The following is a 17,090-nucleotide window of genomic DNA, read 5'->3' on the forward strand; positions in this document are numbered from 1 at the left end:
CCGAGCGAGCACGAAGGACATAGGAGAAACCATGGGAATCGAAGAGAAGCTGCCAGCCGGATTCCTGCTCTCGACCGTCGAAGGGCTCGCCGGCTACATGCGCAAGGCGTCGATGTGGCCGGTCACCTTCGGCCTCGCCTGCTGCGCGATCGAGATGATGGCCGTCGGCACGCCGGACTACGACATCGCCCGCTTCGGCATGGAGCGCTTCTCGGCGACGCCGCGCCAGGCCGACCTGATGATCGTCGCCGGCCGGGTCAGCCAGAAGATGGCACCCGTCGTGCGGCAGGTCTATGACCAGATGCCCAACCCCAAGTGGGTCATCTCGATGGGGGTGTGCGCGAGCTCCGGCGGGATGTTCAACAACTACGCGATCGTCCAGGGCGTCGACCACATCATCCCGGTCGACATCTATCTGCCCGGGTGCCCGCCCCGTCCGCAGATGCTGCTCAACGCGATCATCGAGCTGCACAAGCAGGTCCAGAGCATGCCGCTCGGCGTCAACCGCGAGACCGCCGCACGTGCGGCCGAGGAAGCCGCCCTGCAGGCGACGCCGACGCACCAGATGAAGGGGCTCCTCGCATGAGTGACGACGTGGCGAAGGGCGACGTGGCCACGGGGGTCGAGAAGACCCAGGAGAGTGGCCTGACGCCGAGCGAGATCGAGCTGACGCGGGCGGCCTCGGCGGGCGCCGAGCCGGGCGAGACGACGCCCAAGGTCGTCGGCTACCGGCAGGGCATGTTCGGTGCGAAGCAGGGCGGCGACACGTCTGGCTACGGCCTGCTCCGGCGTCCCGTCCTCGTCGCGGGGGAGACCTCGCGGCCCTACGGTGGCTACTTCGACGAGATCGCCGACGCGCTCGAGCGGGCGCTCGTCGGCGGCAGCGCCTCCTTCGGCGAGGCCGTCGCCGCGGTTGTCGTCGACCGTGACGAGATGACCATCAACGTCCACCGCGAGCACCTCGTCGCCGTGGCGCGCGCCCTGCGGGACGACCCCGCTCTCCGCTTCGAGATCTGCACCGGGGTGTCCGGAGTGCACTACCCCGACCGCGTCGGCGAGGAGCTGCACGCCGTCTACCACTTCCTGTCGATCACCCACGGCAGCAGGCGAGTCCGCGTCGAGGTGTCCTGCCCCGACGACGACCGGCACATCCCCTCGATCGTCGAGGTCTACCCCGCCAACGACTGGCACGAGCGCGAGACGTGGGACATGTTCGGGATCGAGTTCGACGGACACCCGGCCCTGACCCGAGTCCTCATGCCCGACGACTGGCCGGGCCACCCACAGCGCAAGGACTACCCGCTCGGCGGCATCCCCGTCGAGTACAAGGGCGCGACGGTCCCCCCGCCGGACCAGCGGAGGTCGTACAACTGATGAGCACCAACGCCAACACCAACGCCAACACCGACACCGACACCAACAGCGACGAGACGGTGCACGGCACCAGCCCGGGGCTCGACCCGCGCCTCGGCGCCGACCCCTACGCGACGGCTCCGGCCGACGAGGCCGCCGCCGGTGACGCGGCCGTCTTCAACGCGTCCGGCGGGGACTGGGACGACCTCGTCGACGAGGCCACTGCCCTCCACGAGGAGCGGATCGTCGTCAACATGGGCCCGCAGCACCCGTCGACTCACGGTGTCCTGCGGCTCATCCTCGAGCTCGACGGCGAGACGGTCACCGAGGCCCGCGCCGGTGTCGGCTACCTGCACACGGGCATCGAGAAGAACATGGAGTTCCGCAACTGGGTGCAGGGCGTCACGTTCTGCACGCGGATGGACTACCTGACTCCCATGTTCCAGGAGACCGCATACTGCCTGGCGATCGAGAAGCTCCTCGGCATCACCGACGACATCCCTGAGCGAGCCAGCGTCCTGCGGGTGCTCATGATGGAGCTGACCCGCATCAGCTCCCACCTCGTGTGTATCGGCACGGGCGGCATGGAGATGGGCGCGACGACGGTCATGACCGTCGGCTTCCGCGAACGCGAGCGGATCCTGCGCATCTTCGAGATGGTGACCGGCCTGCGGATGAACAACGCCTACATCCGCCCCGGCGGCGTCGCCCAGGACCTGCCTCCAGGTGCCATCGACGCGCTGCGCGAGCTGGTGCCGGCGCTGCAGCGCGGCATCGGTGAGCTCGAGGCCCTGGTCAACGAGAACCCGATCGTCAAGGGCCGGATGGTCGACGTCGGCATCCTCAGCCTGGCCGGCTGCATGGCGCTCGGCGTCACCGGCCCCATCCTGCGGTCGACCGGTCTGCCGCACGACCTGCGCAAGGCCGCGCCGTACTGCGGCTACGAGACCTACGACTTCGACGTCATCACCCGGACCAGCTCCGACGCCTACGGGCGCATGCGGATCCGGCTGGACGAGATGTACGAGTCGCTCAAGATCGTCGAGCAGTGCACCGACCGGCTCCAGGCGACCGAGGGAAGCCAGGGCGCCGTCATGGTCGAGGACAAGAAGATCGCCTGGCCGGCGCAGCTGGCGCTCGGGGGCGATGGTCTCGGCAACAGCCTCGACCACATCCGCGAGATCATGGGCACCTCCATGGAGTCACTCATCCACCACTTCAAGCTGGTGACCGAGGGCTTCCGGGTCCCGCCCGGCCAGGCCTACGTCGCGGTCGAGTCCGCCAAGGGCGAGCTGGGCTGCCACCTCGTGTCCGAGGGCGGCACCCGCCCCTACCGGGCCCACTTCCGAGACCCGAGCTTCAACAACCTGCAGGCCGTCGCCGCGATGTGTGAGGGCGGCCAGCTGGGCGACGTCATCGTCGCCGTGGCCTCGATCGATCCCGTGATGGGAGGAGTGGACCGATGAGCGGCAACGACACGTCCCACGCCTCCGGGCACCTGCACCTGCGCCCGGAGTCGAAGGAGCCGTACGCCCCGGATGTCCTGGAGGGGCTGCGCGCCGACGCTGCCGAGGTCATCGCGCGCTACCCGCAGAAACGGTCTGCGCTGCTGCCGCTGCTGCACCTCGTGCAGTCCGTGGACGGCTACGTCACCGGCCGCGGCGTGTCCCTCTGCGCGGAGCTGCTCGACCTCACCGAGGCCGAGGTCAGCGGCGTGGCGACCTTCTACACCCAGTACAAGCGCCACCCCAACGGCGAGTACACCGTCGGGGTCTGCACCAACACGCTCTGCGCCATCATGGGCGGCGACCAGATCTTCGACACGGTCTCCCAGCACCTGGGCGTCGGCCACGACGAGACGACCCCGGACGGCAAGATCACCCTCGAGCGGATCGAGTGCAACGCGGCGTGCGACTACGCGCCGGTCGTCATGACCAACTGGGAGTTCTTCGACAACCAGACGCCCGAGAGCACGGTGGCGCTCGTCGACGACCTGCGCGCCGGCAAGGAGGTCGCACCCACGCGCGGCCCCGACCGGGTGTGCACCTTCAAGCAGGTCTCCCGCGTCCTGGCCGGGTTCTCCGACGGCCTGGCCGACCAGGGCCCCGGCGCGGGTCCGGCCTCGCTGCTCGGCCTGCGCATCGCCAAGGAGCGCGGCTGGACGGCCCCCGGCGCCGACGGCGACTCGTCCGACGGTGCAGCCACGGACGGGAAGGACGGCTCGAAGTGACCGGCACGCTGACCCCGATCCTCACGAAGTTCTGGGACGACCCGCAGTCCTGGACGCTCGCGACCTACGAGCGCAACAACGGCTACCGGGCGCTGCGCAAGGCGCTCGACATGGCGCCTGCCGACGTGCTCGGAGCCGTCAAGGACTCGAGCATCCGGGGCCGTGGTGGCGCCGGGTTCCCCACCGGCCTCAAGTGGTCCTTCATGAGCCCGCCCGACGGCGGCCCGCGCTACCTCGTCGTCAACGCCGACGAGTCCGAGCCGGGCACGTGCAAGGACATCCCGCTCATGATGGCCAACCCGCACGCGCTCATCGAGGGCGTCATCATCAGCTCCTACGCGATCGGCTGCGAGCACGCCTTCATCTACCTGCGCGGTGAGGTCGTCCACGTCTACCGTCGCCTGCTGCGCGCCGTCGAGGAGGCCCGCGCCGCCGGCTACCTCGGCGACGACGTCGGGGGCAAGGGCGTCACGGTCAACATCACCGTCCATGCCGGCGCAGGCGCCTACATCTGCGGCGAGGAGACCGCGCTGCTCGACTCGCTCGAGGGCCGTCGGGGCCAGCCGCGCCTCAAGCCGCCGTTCCCGGGCGCAGCCGGCCTCTACGCCCGGCCGACCTCGGTCAACAACGTCGAGTCCATCGCCTCGGTGCCGGGGATCATCCTCGAGGGACCGGACTGGTTCAAGGGCATGGGCACCGAGAAGTCCACCGGCTTCGGCATCTTCAGCCTCTCGGGCCACGTCGCCAACCCCGGCCAGTTCGAGGCTCCGCTCGGCATCACGATGCGCGAGCTGATCGACCTCGCCGGAGGCATGCGCCAGGGCCACAAGCTGAAGTTCTGGACGCCGGGCGGGTCCTCCACGCCGATCTTCACCGAGGAGCACCTCGACGTGCCGCTCGACTTCGACTCGGTCGCCGCGGCCGGTTCGATGCTCGGCACCCGGGCTCTGCAGGTCTTCGACGAGACGGTCTCCGTCGTCCGCGCCGTGTCGCGCTGGACCGACTTCTACGCCCACGAGTCCTGCGGGAAGTGCACGCCGTGCCGTGAGGGCACGTGGTGGCTGCGCCAGATCATGACCCGCATCGAGAACGGCAAAGGCACGCAGGACGACATCGACAAGCTCGTCGACATCTGCGACAACATCCTGGGCCGCAGCTTCTGCGCCCTCGGTGACGCGGCGACCAGCCCGATCACCTCGGCCGTCAAGTACTTCCGCGAGGAGTTCGAGGCCGGCATGCACACCCCGGCCCACGTGCTCTTCCCGCCGGAGAAGTCGGTCCTCTACGAAGTCCAGACCAAGGAGTCCAGCGGGATGGTGACTGCATGACTGCCACCTCGACCAATGCCGCCGCGTCCGGGGCGGGCGCGGGGGCCCCGGCCAACCCGGACCTCGTCGGCCTGACGATCGACGGGGTCGACGTCAGCGTGCCCAAGGGCACGCTCGTCATCCGCGCCGCGGAGACGATCGGTATCGAGATCCCCCGCTTCTGCGACCACCCGCTCCTCGAGCCGGTCGGCGCCTGTCGCCAGTGCCTCGTCGACGTCGCCCTGCCGGACAAGGAGGGCGTGCCGCGGGCGATGCCGAAGCCGCAGGCCTCGTGCACGATGACCGTGTCTCCGGGCATGGTCGTCAACACCCAGCACAGCTCGCCCGTCGCGGACAAGGCCCAGCAGGGGGTCATGGAGCTGCTGCTCATCAACCACCCGCTCGACTGCCCGGTGTGTGACAAGGGCGGCGAGTGCCCCCTGCAGAACCAGGCGATGAGCAACGGCCGGGCGGTGTCCCGCTTCGAGGACGTCAAGCGGACCTACCCCAAGCCGATCAACATCTCCTCGCAGGTCCTGCTCGACCGTGAGCGCTGCGTCCTCTGCGCCCGCTGCACCCGCTTCTCCGACCAGATCGCGGGTGACCCGTTCATCGCGCTCGTCGAGCGAGGCGCCCTGCAGCAGGTGGGCATCTACGAGGAGCAGCCCTTCGAGAGCTACTTCTCCGGCAACACCGTCCAGATCTGCCCGGTCGGCGCGTTGACCGGCGCCGCCTACCGTTTCCGCAGCCGCCCGTTCGACCTCGTGTCGACGCCGTCGGTCTGCGAGCACTGCGCCAGCGGCTGCGCCATCCGCACCGACCACCGTCGTGGCGTCGTCCTGCGCCGGATGGCCCTGAACGACCCCGCGGTCAACGAGGAGTGGAACTGCGACAAGGGCCGCTGGGCGTTCACCTACGCCACGCAGCCCGACCGCCTCGAGTTCCCGATGGTGCGTCAGGCGAACGGCGAGCTCAAGGCCGTCGGGTGGCCCGAGGCGCTCGCCGCCGCTGCCGCCGGGTTGGCGCGGTCCACGGCTTCCGGCGTGCTCGTCGGCGGACGCGTCTCGACCGAGGACGCCTACGCCTACGCCAAGTTCGCCCGCGTCGTGCTGGGCACCAACGACGTCGACTTCCGCACGCGTCCCCACTCGGCGGAGGAGGTCGCCTTCCTCGCGGAGCACGTCGCGGCGACCGGTCCCGAGGGTGGGGCGGTGACCTACGCCGACCTCGAGCAGGCCGGCACGGTCCTGCTCGTCGGATTCGAGCCCGAGGACGAGAGCCCGATCGTCTTCCTGCGCCTGCGCAAGGCGTTCCGCCGCCACCAGACCACGGTGTATGCCGCTGGGCCGGCTCCCACCCGTGGGCTGGCCAAGATGGGTGGCACCCTCATCCCGACGGTGCCCGGGCAGGAAGCCGCCGTGCTGCGCGACCTGCGCTCGAGCGACGTCGGCGCCGCGGCCCGAGACGGCCTCGCCGACCGTGGGGTCATCCTCGTCGGCGAGCGGGCGGCCACGTCGCCCGGCGCCCTCGCCGCAGTGGCCCAGCTCGCCGCCGAGACCGGTGCCCGGCTCGCCTGGGTGCCGCGCCGCGCCGGTGAGCGTGGCGCGCTCGAGGCCGGAGCGCTCGGTGCGCTCCTTCCCGGCGGCCGGCCGACGACCGATGCAGCAGCGCGTGGCGAGGTGGCCGCGGTCTGGGAGGTCGACTCGCTGCCCGACGCCCCGGCCCGTGACACCGCCGGCATCATCGCGGCGGCCGCGTCCGGAGAGCTGGACGCCCTCGTCGTCGGTGGCGTCGACCCGGCCGACCTGGGACTGGCCGACACCCGCAACGCCCTCGAGAAGGCCTTCGTCGTCTCGCTCGAGATCCGCGAGTCGGCCGTCACCCAGCTCGCCGACGTCGTGCTGCCCGTGGCGGCCCAGGCCGAGAAGGCCGGCTCCTACGTCAACTGGGAGGGCCGCGTCCGGCCCTTCGAGAAGTCCTTCGACACCAACCACGTGAGCGACCACCGCGCCCTCGACATGCTGGCCGGGGAGCTCGGTCACTTCCTCGAGACGCGCACCACGGACCAGGTCCACGCGCAGTTCGAGGCGCTCGGCCCGTGGTCCGGGGCCCGAGGCGTGTCGGCCTCCGGTCAGGCCGCGGCAGCACCGGTCGCCGGCGACGGCCTGGGCGAGTACGTTCTCGCCACCTGGCCGACGCTGCTCGACCGGGGCCGGATGCAGGACGGCGAGCCCTTCCTGGCCGGCACCGCCCAGTCGCCCGTGGCGCGCCTGTCGGCCGCGTCCGCCGAGCGGCTCGGTGTCCCTGACGGCGGTGCCGTCACCGTGACCGGCCCCCGCGGCAGCGTCACCGTGCCCGCGCTCGTCACGGCGGGGATGGTCGACGGTGTCGTCTGGCTCCCCACGAACTCCAGGGGGGTCGCGGTCCGCGCCGGGCTCGGGTCCGAGGCCGGACACCGGGTGTCCGTCACCGCCGGAGGCGCCTCCCCTGACTCCGCCAACCTCGCAAAGGACGGTGTCGCATGACACTCAGCCCAGCGGCATACGGCATCGTCTCGGCGCTGCCGGCGACGGAGAACCCAGCAGCCGACTTCAGCGACACCCCGCTCTGGCTGTCGCTGATCAAGGCCGTCCTGATCTTCGTCTACCTGCTCGTCTCGACCCTCATCGTCATCTGGTTCGAGCGGCGCATCATCGGCCGGATGCAGCAACGGCCAGGCCCCAACCGCAACGGGCCGTTCGGGTTGCTGCAGACGCTCGCCGACGGGCTCAAGTCCATGCTCAAGGAGGACATCGCCCCCGCCAACGCCGAGAAGGTGATCTACCGGGCGGCGGCGATCCTGATGGCCACCGTGGCCTTCGTGTCCTTCTCCATCATCCCGATCGGCGGCACCGTCTCGCTGCTCGGCCACGTGACGCCGCTCCAGCTGACCGACGTGCCCGTCGCCGTGCTGCTCGTCCTCGCGGTGGCCTCGGTCGGTGTCTACGGCGTCGTCCTCGCCGGGTGGAGCTCGGGCTCGACCTACCCCCTCCTCGGTGGGCTGCGCTCGACGGCCCAGGTGATCTCCTACGAGATCGCGATGGGACTCTCGCTCGTCGCGGTCTTCCTCTACAGCGGCTCCATGTCGACGTCCCAGATCGTCGCCTCGCAGCGCTCGCTCTGGTACATCCTTCCGGCGTTCTTCAGCTTCGCCGTCTACGTGATCACCATGGTCGGCGAGACCAACCGTCTCCCCTTCGACCTCGCCGAGGGCGAGGGCGAGATCGTCGGCGGGTTCCACACCGAGTACTCCTCGATGACCTTCGCGATGTTCTACCTCGGTGAGTACATCAACATGTTCACCGTGTCCGCCCTCGCCACCACGATGTTCCTCGGTGGACCCGCGGCTCCGCCGCTCATCTCCATGATCGGCGACGGGATGTTCGCCGGCGGCTGGTGGGGCCTGCTCTGGTTCACGCTGAAGATGTGGCTCTTCATGTGGTTCTTCGTCTGGCTGCGGGGCACCCTGCCGCGCGTGCGCTACGACCAGTTCATGCGCTTCGGCTGGAAGTTCCTCATCCCGATCACCCTCGCCTGGGTCGTCGCAGTGGCCTTCATCCGGGGCGCGCAGCTCGGCTTCCTCGGTGACGACAGCGTCACGATCGCGGGCCAAGCGTTCAACCGGGCCACGCTCATCCTGATCAGCGTCGTCGCCGTCCTCGCCCTCGTCGTCACATGGGTCTGGGGCGACCGGGTGGACGCCAGACGTGCCGCCGCGGAGACCGCGCCACCCGAGGAGATCGACCCGTTCGCCGACGGCTACCCGGTCCCGCCGCTGCCCGGCCAGCGCCTGCGCGAGCCGGCGCCCGCCGACCGCGTGCTGGCAGGGCCGGCCGCCGGCCGAGGCACGACCGTGCGGGGCACGGCATCGGACCCCACCGCTCCCAGCACGACCGACGGCATCGCCGGCAAGGAGGAGACCCATGGCTGACGACTCCGTCAGCAAGGACAACGGCAGGAAGCGCAAGAGCGCCCTTGCCGACATGTTCGCGCCCGTCGCAGGGTTCGGCGTGTCCTTCTCGACGATGTTCCGCAAGGTCGCGACCGAGGAGTACCCCGAGAAGCCACGCCCCACCCAGCCGCGCTTCCACGGCCGCCACCAGCTCAACCGGCACCCTGACGGGCTCGAGAAGTGCGTCGGGTGCGAGCTGTGCGCCTGGGCCTGCCCGGCCGACGCGATCCTCGTCGAGGGGGCCGACAACGACGACACCCCCCTCGAGCAGGGCGGCAAGGGGCGGTTCAGCCCCGGGGAGCGCTACGGCCGCGTCTACCAGATCAACTACCTGCGCTGCATCTTCTGCGGGCTCTGCATCGAGGCCTGCCCGACCCGGGCCCTGACGATGACGAACTTCTACGAGCTCGCGGACAACGACCGCGGCAAGCTGATCTTCACCAAGGACCAGCTGCTCGCACCGCTCCAGGAGGGCATGCTCCCACCGCCGTTCCCGATGGCCGACGGGATGGAGGAGCGCGACTACTACCAGGGCAAGGTCACCGGGCCGACCGCGGCCCAACGCGACTACGTCGGGTCTCGCGACGCCCAGGTCGCCGTCGACGAGAGCCCGCTCGCCCACGACGAGCCCGGCAACATCGCCGCGAGCGCGCCGGGGGAGCACGACGTGGTCCACACGACGGCGCCGACCGCTGCGCAGACCCGGGAAGGGGCGAACCCATGACCTCCGGAACTGAATCCGCCTTCTTCTGGGTGCTGGCACCGCTCGCGGTCATCGCCGCCCTCGCGCTCGTCTTCGCCCGCAAGGCGGTCCACGCGGCCATCGGCATGGCCATCGCGATGACCATCCTCGGCGTCTTCTACCTGATGCAGAAGGCCGACTTCCTGGGGATCGTGCAGGTCTTCGTCTACACCGGCGCCGTGATGATGCTGTTCCTCTTCGTCATCATGCTCGTCGGCGTCGACTCCTCCGACTCGATCGTCGAGACGATCCGGGGCCACCGCTGGCTCTCCGTGCTCCTCGCCGTCGGTCTCGTCGGCCTGCTCTCCTCCCTGATCGGGTCCGCCACCTTCGACGAGGCCACCGTCCAGGCGGGGATCGACCGCCTCGAGGCGAGCAACGCGGAGCCCGGCAACATCACCGGTATGGCGGAGCTCATCTTCGGCCAGTACGTCTGGATCTTCGAGGTGACCTCGGCGCTGCTCATCACGGCGGCCATCGCCGCGATGGTCCTCGCCCACCGTGAGCGGATCTCCCCGAAGCTGACCCAGGCCGAGTGGGCGGCCCGCCGCGTGCGCGAGAACACCTTCGTCGCGGGCCTGCCGGCACCCGGCGTCTACGCCCGCCACAACGCGGTCGACACGCCCGCGCTGCTGCCCGACGGCACGCCGAGCGACATCTCCGTGTCGCGGGTGCTCGTGGCCCGCAACCAGGTGGCCCGGCCGGACGAGTTCCTTCAGGTCGAGCGTCACATCCTCGGGTCGACGCGCGGCGACGCGGCCAGGGACACCGCAACCGACACCACAAGGGACACCGCGAGGGACACCGCGAGGGACACCGCGAGGGACGCTGAGAAGGGCGTGGACCAGTGAGCCCGTTGAACTACATCTACCTCTCGATCGTGCTCTTCTCGATCGGCACGGCGACCGTGCTGATGCGTCGCAACGCGATCATCGTCTTCATGGGCGTCGAGCTGATGCTCAACGCGACGAACCTTGCCCTGGTGACGTTCTCCCGGATCCACGGTGGACTCGACGGCCAGGTCATGGCGCTCTTCGTCATGGTCGTCGCGGCCGCTGAGGTCGTCGTCGGCCTGGCCATCATCATGGCGATCTTCCGTGCCCGCCGGTCGGCCTCCGTCGACGACGCCAACCTGCTGAAGCTGTAAGGGAGCCTCACTCGATGTCACTTGGCATGGGAAACCTTCTCCACGCGCCCGGCTCGTATGCCGCTGGGCTGGCGACGCAGACCGGCGAGGCACACGCTGCCACCGGGGTCGCGTCGGTGGCCTGGCTGCTCATCGCGTTGCCGATGCTCGGCGCCGCGGTGCTCCTTCTCGGTGGGCGGCGCACCAACGGCTTCGGCCCGGTCCTCGCGACCGCGCTCTCCTGGGGCTCGTTCGTCGTCGGGGCGTTGATCTTCCTCCAGATGCTCGGCCAGGACCCGGAGGCGCGGCACTCGTCGGTGCGGCTGTTCGAGTTCGTGACCGCGGGCTCGTTCTCCGTCGATGCGGCGCTGCTCGTCGACCAGCTGTCGATCGCGTTCGTCCTGCTCATCACCTTCGTCGGCTCGCTCATCCACGTGTACTCACTGGGCTACATGGAGCTCGACCCCGACAAGCGGCGTTTCTTCGCCTACCTCAACCTGTTCGTCGCGGCGATGCTGCTGCTCGTCCTCGCCGACAACTACCTGCTGCTCTACATCGGCTGGGAGGGCGTCGGTCTGGCGTCCTACCTGCTCATCGGCTTCTGGAACTGGAACCCTGCCTACGCGACCGCCGCGAACAAGGCCTTCGTCGCCAACCGCGTCGGTGACTTCGGCCTCTCGGTGGCCGTGATGATCATGTTCTTCCACTTCGGGGCCGTCGACTTCAGCACCGTCCTGGGGGCGGCGGGCAACGAGGCCAACCAAGGCTTCATGACCGCCCTCGGGCTCATGCTCCTTCTCGGCGCCACCGGCAAGTCGGCGCAGTTCCCGCTGCAGAGCTGGCTCGGCGACGCCATGGCGGGTCCGACTCCCGTGTCGGCGCTGATCCACGCGGCGACCATGGTCACGGCCGGCGTCTACCTCGTCGTCCGCTCCGGGCCGATCTTCGAGGCCTCACCGAACGCCCAGCTGGCCGTCGTCGTGGTCGGCGCCATCACCCTCCTGTTCGGAGCGATCGTCGGTACGGCCAAGGACGACATCAAGAAGGCCCTCGCGGCCTCGACGATGTCGCAGATCGGCTACATGATGCTGGCGGCCGGGCTCGGTCCGGTGGGCTACGCGTTCGCGATCTTCCACCTGCTGACGCACGGCTTCTTCAAGGCCGGGATGTTCCTCGGCGCGGGCTCGGTCATGCACGGCATGAACGACCAGGTCGACATGCGGCGCTTCGGTGGCCTGTCCGGCATCATGAAGGTGACCTGGGCGACCTTCGCCCTCGGCTGGCTCGCCATCATCGGTGTTCCCCCGTTCTCCGGCTTCTGGTCGAAGGACAAGGTCATCGAGGCGGCCTTCATCGGCGAGGGTTGGCGTCCCTGGGTCTTCGGTGCCGCGGCCCTCGTCGGTGCCGGCATCACCGCCTTCTACATGTCCCGTCTGTTCTTCATGACCTTCCACGGCAAGAAGCGGTGGACGGACGAGGTGCACCCCCACGAGTCCGGGCTGCTCATGACGGTCCCGATGATGGTGCTCGCGGTCGGTTCCGCCTTCCTCGGGCTCATCATCGGCCCCACGGGCATGTTCACCTCGTGGCTCGAGCCGGTGACCGGAGCCCACGGCGACGAGCACCCGGTCCTCGCCGTTCCCCTCATCATGGTGCTCACGCTGCTCCTCGTCGCCGGGGGCGTCGCGCTCGCCTGGATGCGGTACTGGCGTGACGACGTGCCCGTGGTCGCGCCGGCGGGCAACCTGCTCACGCAGGCGGCACGCAACGACCTCTACCAGGACCAGGTCAACGAGGCCCTCCTCATGCGGCCGGGCATCCACCTGACCCGCTCGCTCGTCTTCCTCGACGGCAAGGGAGTCGACGGTGGTGCCGGAGGCCTGGCGGCCCTGGTCGGCGGGACCTCGTCCCGCCTGCGCAGGCTGCAGAACGGCTTCGCGCGCTCCTATGCCCTGACGATGCTCACCGGTGTCGTCGCCATCCTCGGTGCACTGTGGGTGATCTCCTGATGAACGAATCCACCGTGATGTCCACCATCCCGTGGCTGACGATCCTTGTCCTCCTGCCGCTCGTCGGCTCGCTCGTCGTGGCGTTCGCGCCGGGGACCGTGGAGAACGCCAAGCGCATCGCGCTCGGCACCTCCCTGCTCACCCTCGTCCTCGGCGTCGTGGCGGCGCTGCAGTACGACAGCGCGTCGACGAAGCAGTTCCAGCTCGGCGAGTACGTCGAGTGGATCCCGCAGTTCGGCGTCAGCTACGCCTTGGGGGTCGACGGCATCGCGCTGGTGCTCATCCTCATGGCACTCGTCCTCACGCCGATCTGTCTGCTCGCTGCCTGGCACGACGTGCCCGAGGAGGCCGACGCCGGGGGAGCGCGACGCGTCAAGGCCTACTTCGCCCTGCTGCTCTCCCTCGAGACCTTCATGGTCGGCGTCTTCGCTGCGACGGACGTGTTCCTCTTCTACGTCTTCTTCGAGGCGATGCTCATCCCGGTGTACTTCCTCATCGGGCGCTTCGGGGGGCAGCGTCGCCAGTACGCCGCGATGAAGTTCCTCCTCTTCTCGCTCGCCGGCGGGCTCATCATGCTCGTCGCGGTCATCGCGGTGTACCTGCAGGGACCGGGCGGCGCTGACGGCTTCCTCATCTCGAAGCTCACCGGACTGGAGCTCGACCCGACGACCGAGCGGCTGCTCTTCGTCGGCTTCTTCATCGCCTTCGCCGTGAAGGCGCCCATGGTGCCGGTCCACACGTGGCTGCCGGACGCCGCCACCGAGTCGACCCCCGCCACGGCGACGCTCCTCGTCGGGGTGCTCGACAAGGTCGGCACGTTCGGCATGATCCGCTTCTGCCTCCAGCTCTTCCCGGAGGCGAGCGAGTGGGCGACGCCGGTCGTCGTCGTGCTGGCCGTCATCTCGGTGCTGTACGGCGCGCTGCTCGCCATCGGTCAGACGGACATGATGCGACTGATCTCGTACACCTCGGTGAGCCACTTCGGCTTCATCGTCCTGGGCATCTTCGCCTTCACCAACGTCGGCGGTGCCGGCTCGTCGCTCTACATGCTCAACCACGGGTTCTCCACGGCGGCGCTGTTCCTCTTTGCCGCCATGCTGATCCGCCGGGGCGGGAGCAAGCGCATCTCGGACTACGGCGGATGGCAGCGCGTCACCCCCGGGCTGGCCGGGATCTTCCTCGTGGCCAGCCTCTCCGGCCTGGCGCTGCCGGGCCTGGCCAGCTTCGTCTCCGAGTTCCTCGTCTACGTCGGGACCTTCCCGACCCAGCCGGTCGCCGCCGTCCTGGCCACCGCCGGCATCATCCTCGCGGCCCTCTACATGCTCCTGATGTACAAGCGGATCATGACAGGGCCGAAGCCGGAGACGCTGGCCCTGGACGCTGCCAGCGTGGACGACCGCTGGCGCCGCTCCTCGGGCGGCACCGTGATCCCCGACCTGACGCTGCGCGAGAAGCTCGTCGCGGCCCCGCTCATCGCGGCGTTCCTCGTCCTCGGCTTCTACCCGAACCTCGCCCTGGACGTCATCAACCCGGCTGTCGACACGTCGCTGTCGCATGTCTCGACCGCCGACACGTCACCACCCGCGGCAGGCGTCGCGGCTGAAGGGAGCACGAAGTGACCGCCGTCGCTGCGCTCGCGGCGCCGTCCGCGCTGCCCACGGCCTTCCAGCCGGCCCAGGTTGACTACCTCGCCATCCTCCCGCTCCTCATCGTCTTCGGTGCCGCGGTCGTCGGGGTGGTCATCGAGGCGTTCGCCCCGCGCGAGCGCCGGCACCTCGTGCAGACGACGTTGGCTGTCGTCGCGCTGCTGGCGGCCTTCGCCGGCGTCATCGTTGCCGTGGACCACCAGGGCTACACGATGGGGCTGCCCGGAGACACCGGCCGGCACCTGTTCGCTCTCACGATCGACGGGCCCGCCCTCTTCATGCAGGGGGCCATCGTCCTCATGGGCGTGCTCGGCATCCTGACGATGTCCGAACGCCTCGGTGGGGTCGGCCCGGACGCCTTCACCGCCAGCGGCGCCTCCACGCCGGGCTCGACGGTCGAGGCCGCCGCGACCCGAGCGGGCGCGGTGACGACCGAGGTCTTCCCGCTGACCCTGTTCGCCATCGCCGGGATGATGCTCTTCCCGACGGCGAACGACCTCATCGGGATGTTCGTGGCCCTCGAGGTGCTCTCCCTGCCGCTCTACGTCCTCACCGGACTGGCTCGTCGACGTCGGCTGCTCTCGCAGGAGGCGTCGCTCAAGTACTTCCTCCTCGGTGCGTTCAGCTCGGCGTTCTTCCTGTTCGGCACGGCGCTGCTCTACGGCTACGCCGGCTCCGTCTACTTCGCCGACATCAGCGCGGCGATCGGCTCCGGTCCGCTGGCGATGAACGGGCTGCTCATCCCCGGCGCGTTCCTCGTCTTCGTCGGCCTGCTCTTCAAGGTGGGGGCGGTCCCGTTCCACGCGTGGACGCCGGACGTCTACCAAGGTGCCCCGACCCCGGTGACGGGCTTCATGGCGGCGGCGACCAAGGCGGCAGCCTTCGGCGCCATCCTCCGGCTCGCCTACGTCGGCCTGGACACGGCCCGCTGGGAGTGGACCAACGCCATCGTCGTCATCGCGCTGCTGACGATGGTCGTGGGCGCCGTCCTGTCGGTCACCCAGACCGACATCAAGCGGCTGCTGGCCTACTCCTCGATCGCCCACGCGGGCTTCATCCTCGTCGGTGTGCTGGCCTTCGACCGCAAGGCGATCAGCGCCGTGCTCTTCTACCTGGTGGCCTACGGGTTCGCGACGATCGCAGCCTTCGGCATCGTCAACCTCGTCCGCCAGAGCGGCACCGAGGCGACGCACCTGTCCCAATGGGCTGGCCTGGGCAAGCGCCACCCGGTCGTCGCGGCCGCCTTCGCCTTCCTCATGCTCGCCTTCGCCGGCATCCCGCTCACCTCCGGCTTCGTCTCCAAGTTCGCCGTGTTCTCCGCGGCGATCGGGACCGGTGGGGCGACGGGCACGGTGCTCGCCGTGGTGGGAGTCGTCTGTTCGGCGATCACGGTGTTCGTCTACGCCCGGGTGATCGTGCTGATGTTCTTCAGCGACCCGCCTGCCGACCAGGTCGTGTCCGGCGCCTCGGCCGGCGTCGGGTCGCCGTTCGCCGCTTCGGGACCGGTCGCAGTGGTGACCCCGTCGGTCGGCACGACGTTCGCCATCGCAGTCGGCACGATGATCACCCTGGCCCTCGGCGTCCTGCCCTCGGCCCTGCTCGACCTCGCCGACCGGGCCTCCCAGTTCGTCCGCTGACCGCCCGAGGTCACGGGCCACGACCCCCAGGAAGCTCATGACGACGCACGCCACGCCGCCGGTCCTCAGTGTTCCCGGTGCCACACCGGAGCTGACGGCCCACCTCCAGGACGGTCTCGGCCGGGTCGACGCCCTCCTCCGTGAGGTCGTCGACCACGAGGACCCGTTCATCGCGGCGGCCTCTGCGCACCTCGCCCAGGCTGGGGGCAAGCGCTTCCGCCCTCTGCTCACCCTGCTGTCCGCCGAGCTGGGTGACGGGATCAGCGATGACGTCGTCCGGGCTGCGGCGGGGGTCGAGCTGACGCACCTGGCCTCCCTGTACCACGACGACGTGATGGACGAGGCCGAGGTGCGCCGTGGCGTCCCGTCGGCCAACGCCGCCTACGACAACTCGACGGCGATCCTCGTGGGCGACCTCCTGTTCGGGAAGGCCTCGGAGCTCATTGCGGGGCTCGGGGCCGAGGCCGTGCTGATCCAGGCACAGACCTTCGTCCGGCTCTGCTCGGGACAGATCAGGGACGACCGGCCCTGCCCGCCCGATGTCGACCCCGTCGAGTACTACCTCGGCGTCCTGGCGGACAAGACCGGGTCCCTCACGGCGACTGCGTGCCGCTACGGCGCGATGTTCAGCGGGGGCTCCCCAGAGGTGGTCGAGACGCTGCGTGCCTACGGTGAGAAGGTCGGCATGGCCTTCCAGCTGGCCGACGACCTCATCGACATCGCCTCGAGCTCCGACGCCAGCGGCAAGACGCCGGGCACCGACCTCCGAGAGGGCGTCGACACGCTCGCCGTGCTCCGCGCCAAGGCGTCCACCGACCCGGCGGATGAGCGGCTCCTCGAGCTGCTCGGCTCGGACCTGTCCGCCGACGAGGCCGCCCTGGAGGAGGCGCTCGGCCTGCTGCGGCAGCATCCGGCGCTCGAGGCCGCCCGGGCCGAGACGTACGGCGTGGCGCGCGAGGCGCAGAGCCTGCTCGACCCCCTGCCGGACCGGCCGGCGAAGGCGGCCCTCCAGACGCTCGCGCTCTCGGTCGTGGAGCGCGTCGGCTGAC

Annotated in this window: 14 protein-coding genes; all 14 read left to right on the forward strand. The window is 69.8% G+C overall.

The window, feature by feature from the left end; all coding sequences use genetic code 11:
• Window positions 1-31: 31 nt before the first annotated feature.
• Genes ABWV20_RS03495 through ABWV20_RS03560 form a run of 14 tightly spaced genes read left to right on the forward strand, consistent with a single transcriptional unit; the run spans window position 32 to window position 17,089 of the window.
• Window positions 32-586 carry a NuoB/complex I 20 kDa subunit family protein gene (locus ABWV20_RS03495; RefSeq protein WP_353353414.1) on the forward strand — a complete coding sequence of 185 codons (555 nt, stop codon included), beginning with the start codon at window positions 32-34 and terminating at the stop codon, window positions 584-586.
• Window positions 583-1,374 carry an NADH-quinone oxidoreductase subunit C gene (locus ABWV20_RS03500; RefSeq protein WP_353353416.1) on the forward strand — a complete coding sequence of 264 codons (792 nt, stop codon included), beginning with the start codon at window positions 583-585 and terminating at the stop codon, window positions 1,372-1,374. Before ABWV20_RS03495 ends, ABWV20_RS03500 begins: the two co-directional genes overlap by 4 nt.
• Window positions 1,374-2,819, forward strand: coding sequence for an NADH-quinone oxidoreductase subunit D (locus ABWV20_RS03505; RefSeq protein ID WP_353353417.1), 1,446 nt, complete (start codon window positions 1,374-1,376; stop codon window positions 2,817-2,819). The genes ABWV20_RS03500 and ABWV20_RS03505 overlap by 1 nt, the downstream gene beginning before the upstream one ends.
• Window positions 2,816-3,583, forward strand: a complete 768-nt coding sequence (gene nuoE, locus ABWV20_RS03510; RefSeq protein WP_353353419.1) for an NADH-quinone oxidoreductase subunit NuoE — start codon at window positions 2,816-2,818, stop codon at window positions 3,581-3,583. Before ABWV20_RS03505 ends, nuoE begins: the two co-directional genes overlap by 4 nt.
• Window positions 3,580-4,911, forward strand: coding sequence for an NADH-quinone oxidoreductase subunit NuoF (gene nuoF / locus ABWV20_RS03515; RefSeq protein WP_353353421.1), 1,332 nt, complete (start codon window positions 3,580-3,582; stop codon window positions 4,909-4,911). The genes nuoE and nuoF overlap by 4 nt, the downstream gene beginning before the upstream one ends.
• Entirely contained in the window at window positions 4,908-7,415 is a 2,508-nt protein-coding gene (locus ABWV20_RS03520) for an NADH-quinone oxidoreductase subunit G (protein WP_353353423.1), read from the forward strand. The genes nuoF and ABWV20_RS03520 overlap by 4 nt, the downstream gene beginning before the upstream one ends.
• Window positions 7,412-8,860 carry an NADH-quinone oxidoreductase subunit NuoH gene (gene nuoH / locus ABWV20_RS03525; protein WP_353353424.1) on the forward strand — a complete coding sequence of 483 codons (1,449 nt, stop codon included), beginning with the start codon at window positions 7,412-7,414 and terminating at the stop codon, window positions 8,858-8,860. The genes ABWV20_RS03520 and nuoH overlap by 4 nt, the downstream gene beginning before the upstream one ends.
• Window positions 8,853-9,605: an NADH-quinone oxidoreductase subunit NuoI gene (gene nuoI, locus ABWV20_RS03530; protein ID WP_353353425.1), complete on the forward strand. Its 753-nt coding sequence runs from the start codon at window positions 8,853-8,855 to the stop codon at window positions 9,603-9,605. Before nuoH ends, nuoI begins: the two co-directional genes overlap by 8 nt.
• A complete protein-coding gene (locus ABWV20_RS03535; protein ID WP_353353426.1) occupies window positions 9,602-10,474 on the forward strand; it encodes an NADH-quinone oxidoreductase subunit J in 873 nt (290 codons plus the stop codon). Before nuoI ends, ABWV20_RS03535 begins: the two co-directional genes overlap by 4 nt.
• A complete protein-coding gene (gene nuoK, locus ABWV20_RS03540; RefSeq protein WP_013491560.1) occupies window positions 10,471-10,770 on the forward strand; it encodes an NADH-quinone oxidoreductase subunit NuoK in 300 nt (99 codons plus the stop codon). Before ABWV20_RS03535 ends, nuoK begins: the two co-directional genes overlap by 4 nt.
• A 14-nt stretch (window positions 10,771-10,784) precedes the next feature.
• A complete protein-coding gene (nuoL, locus tag ABWV20_RS03545; protein WP_353353427.1) occupies window positions 10,785-12,758 on the forward strand; it encodes an NADH-quinone oxidoreductase subunit L in 1,974 nt (657 codons plus the stop codon).
• Complete coding sequence (locus ABWV20_RS03550; RefSeq protein WP_353353428.1) at window positions 12,758-14,377, forward strand: NADH-quinone oxidoreductase subunit M; 1,620 nt, start codon at window positions 12,758-12,760, stop codon at window positions 14,375-14,377. Before nuoL ends, ABWV20_RS03550 begins: the two co-directional genes overlap by 1 nt.
• Window positions 14,374-16,041, forward strand: coding sequence for an NADH-quinone oxidoreductase subunit NuoN (gene nuoN, locus ABWV20_RS03555; RefSeq protein WP_353353429.1), 1,668 nt, complete (start codon window positions 14,374-14,376; stop codon window positions 16,039-16,041). Before ABWV20_RS03550 ends, nuoN begins: the two co-directional genes overlap by 4 nt.
• A gap of 37 nt (window positions 16,042-16,078) precedes the next feature.
• Entirely contained in the window at window positions 16,079-17,089 is a 1,011-nt protein-coding gene (locus ABWV20_RS03560; RefSeq protein ID WP_353353430.1) for a polyprenyl synthetase family protein, read from the forward strand.
• Window position 17,090: the final 1 nt, after the last annotated feature.

This window comes from Intrasporangium sp. DVR (genome assembly GCF_040365325.1).
Classification (GTDB): Bacteria; Actinomycetota; Actinomycetes; order Actinomycetales; family Dermatophilaceae; genus Intrasporangium.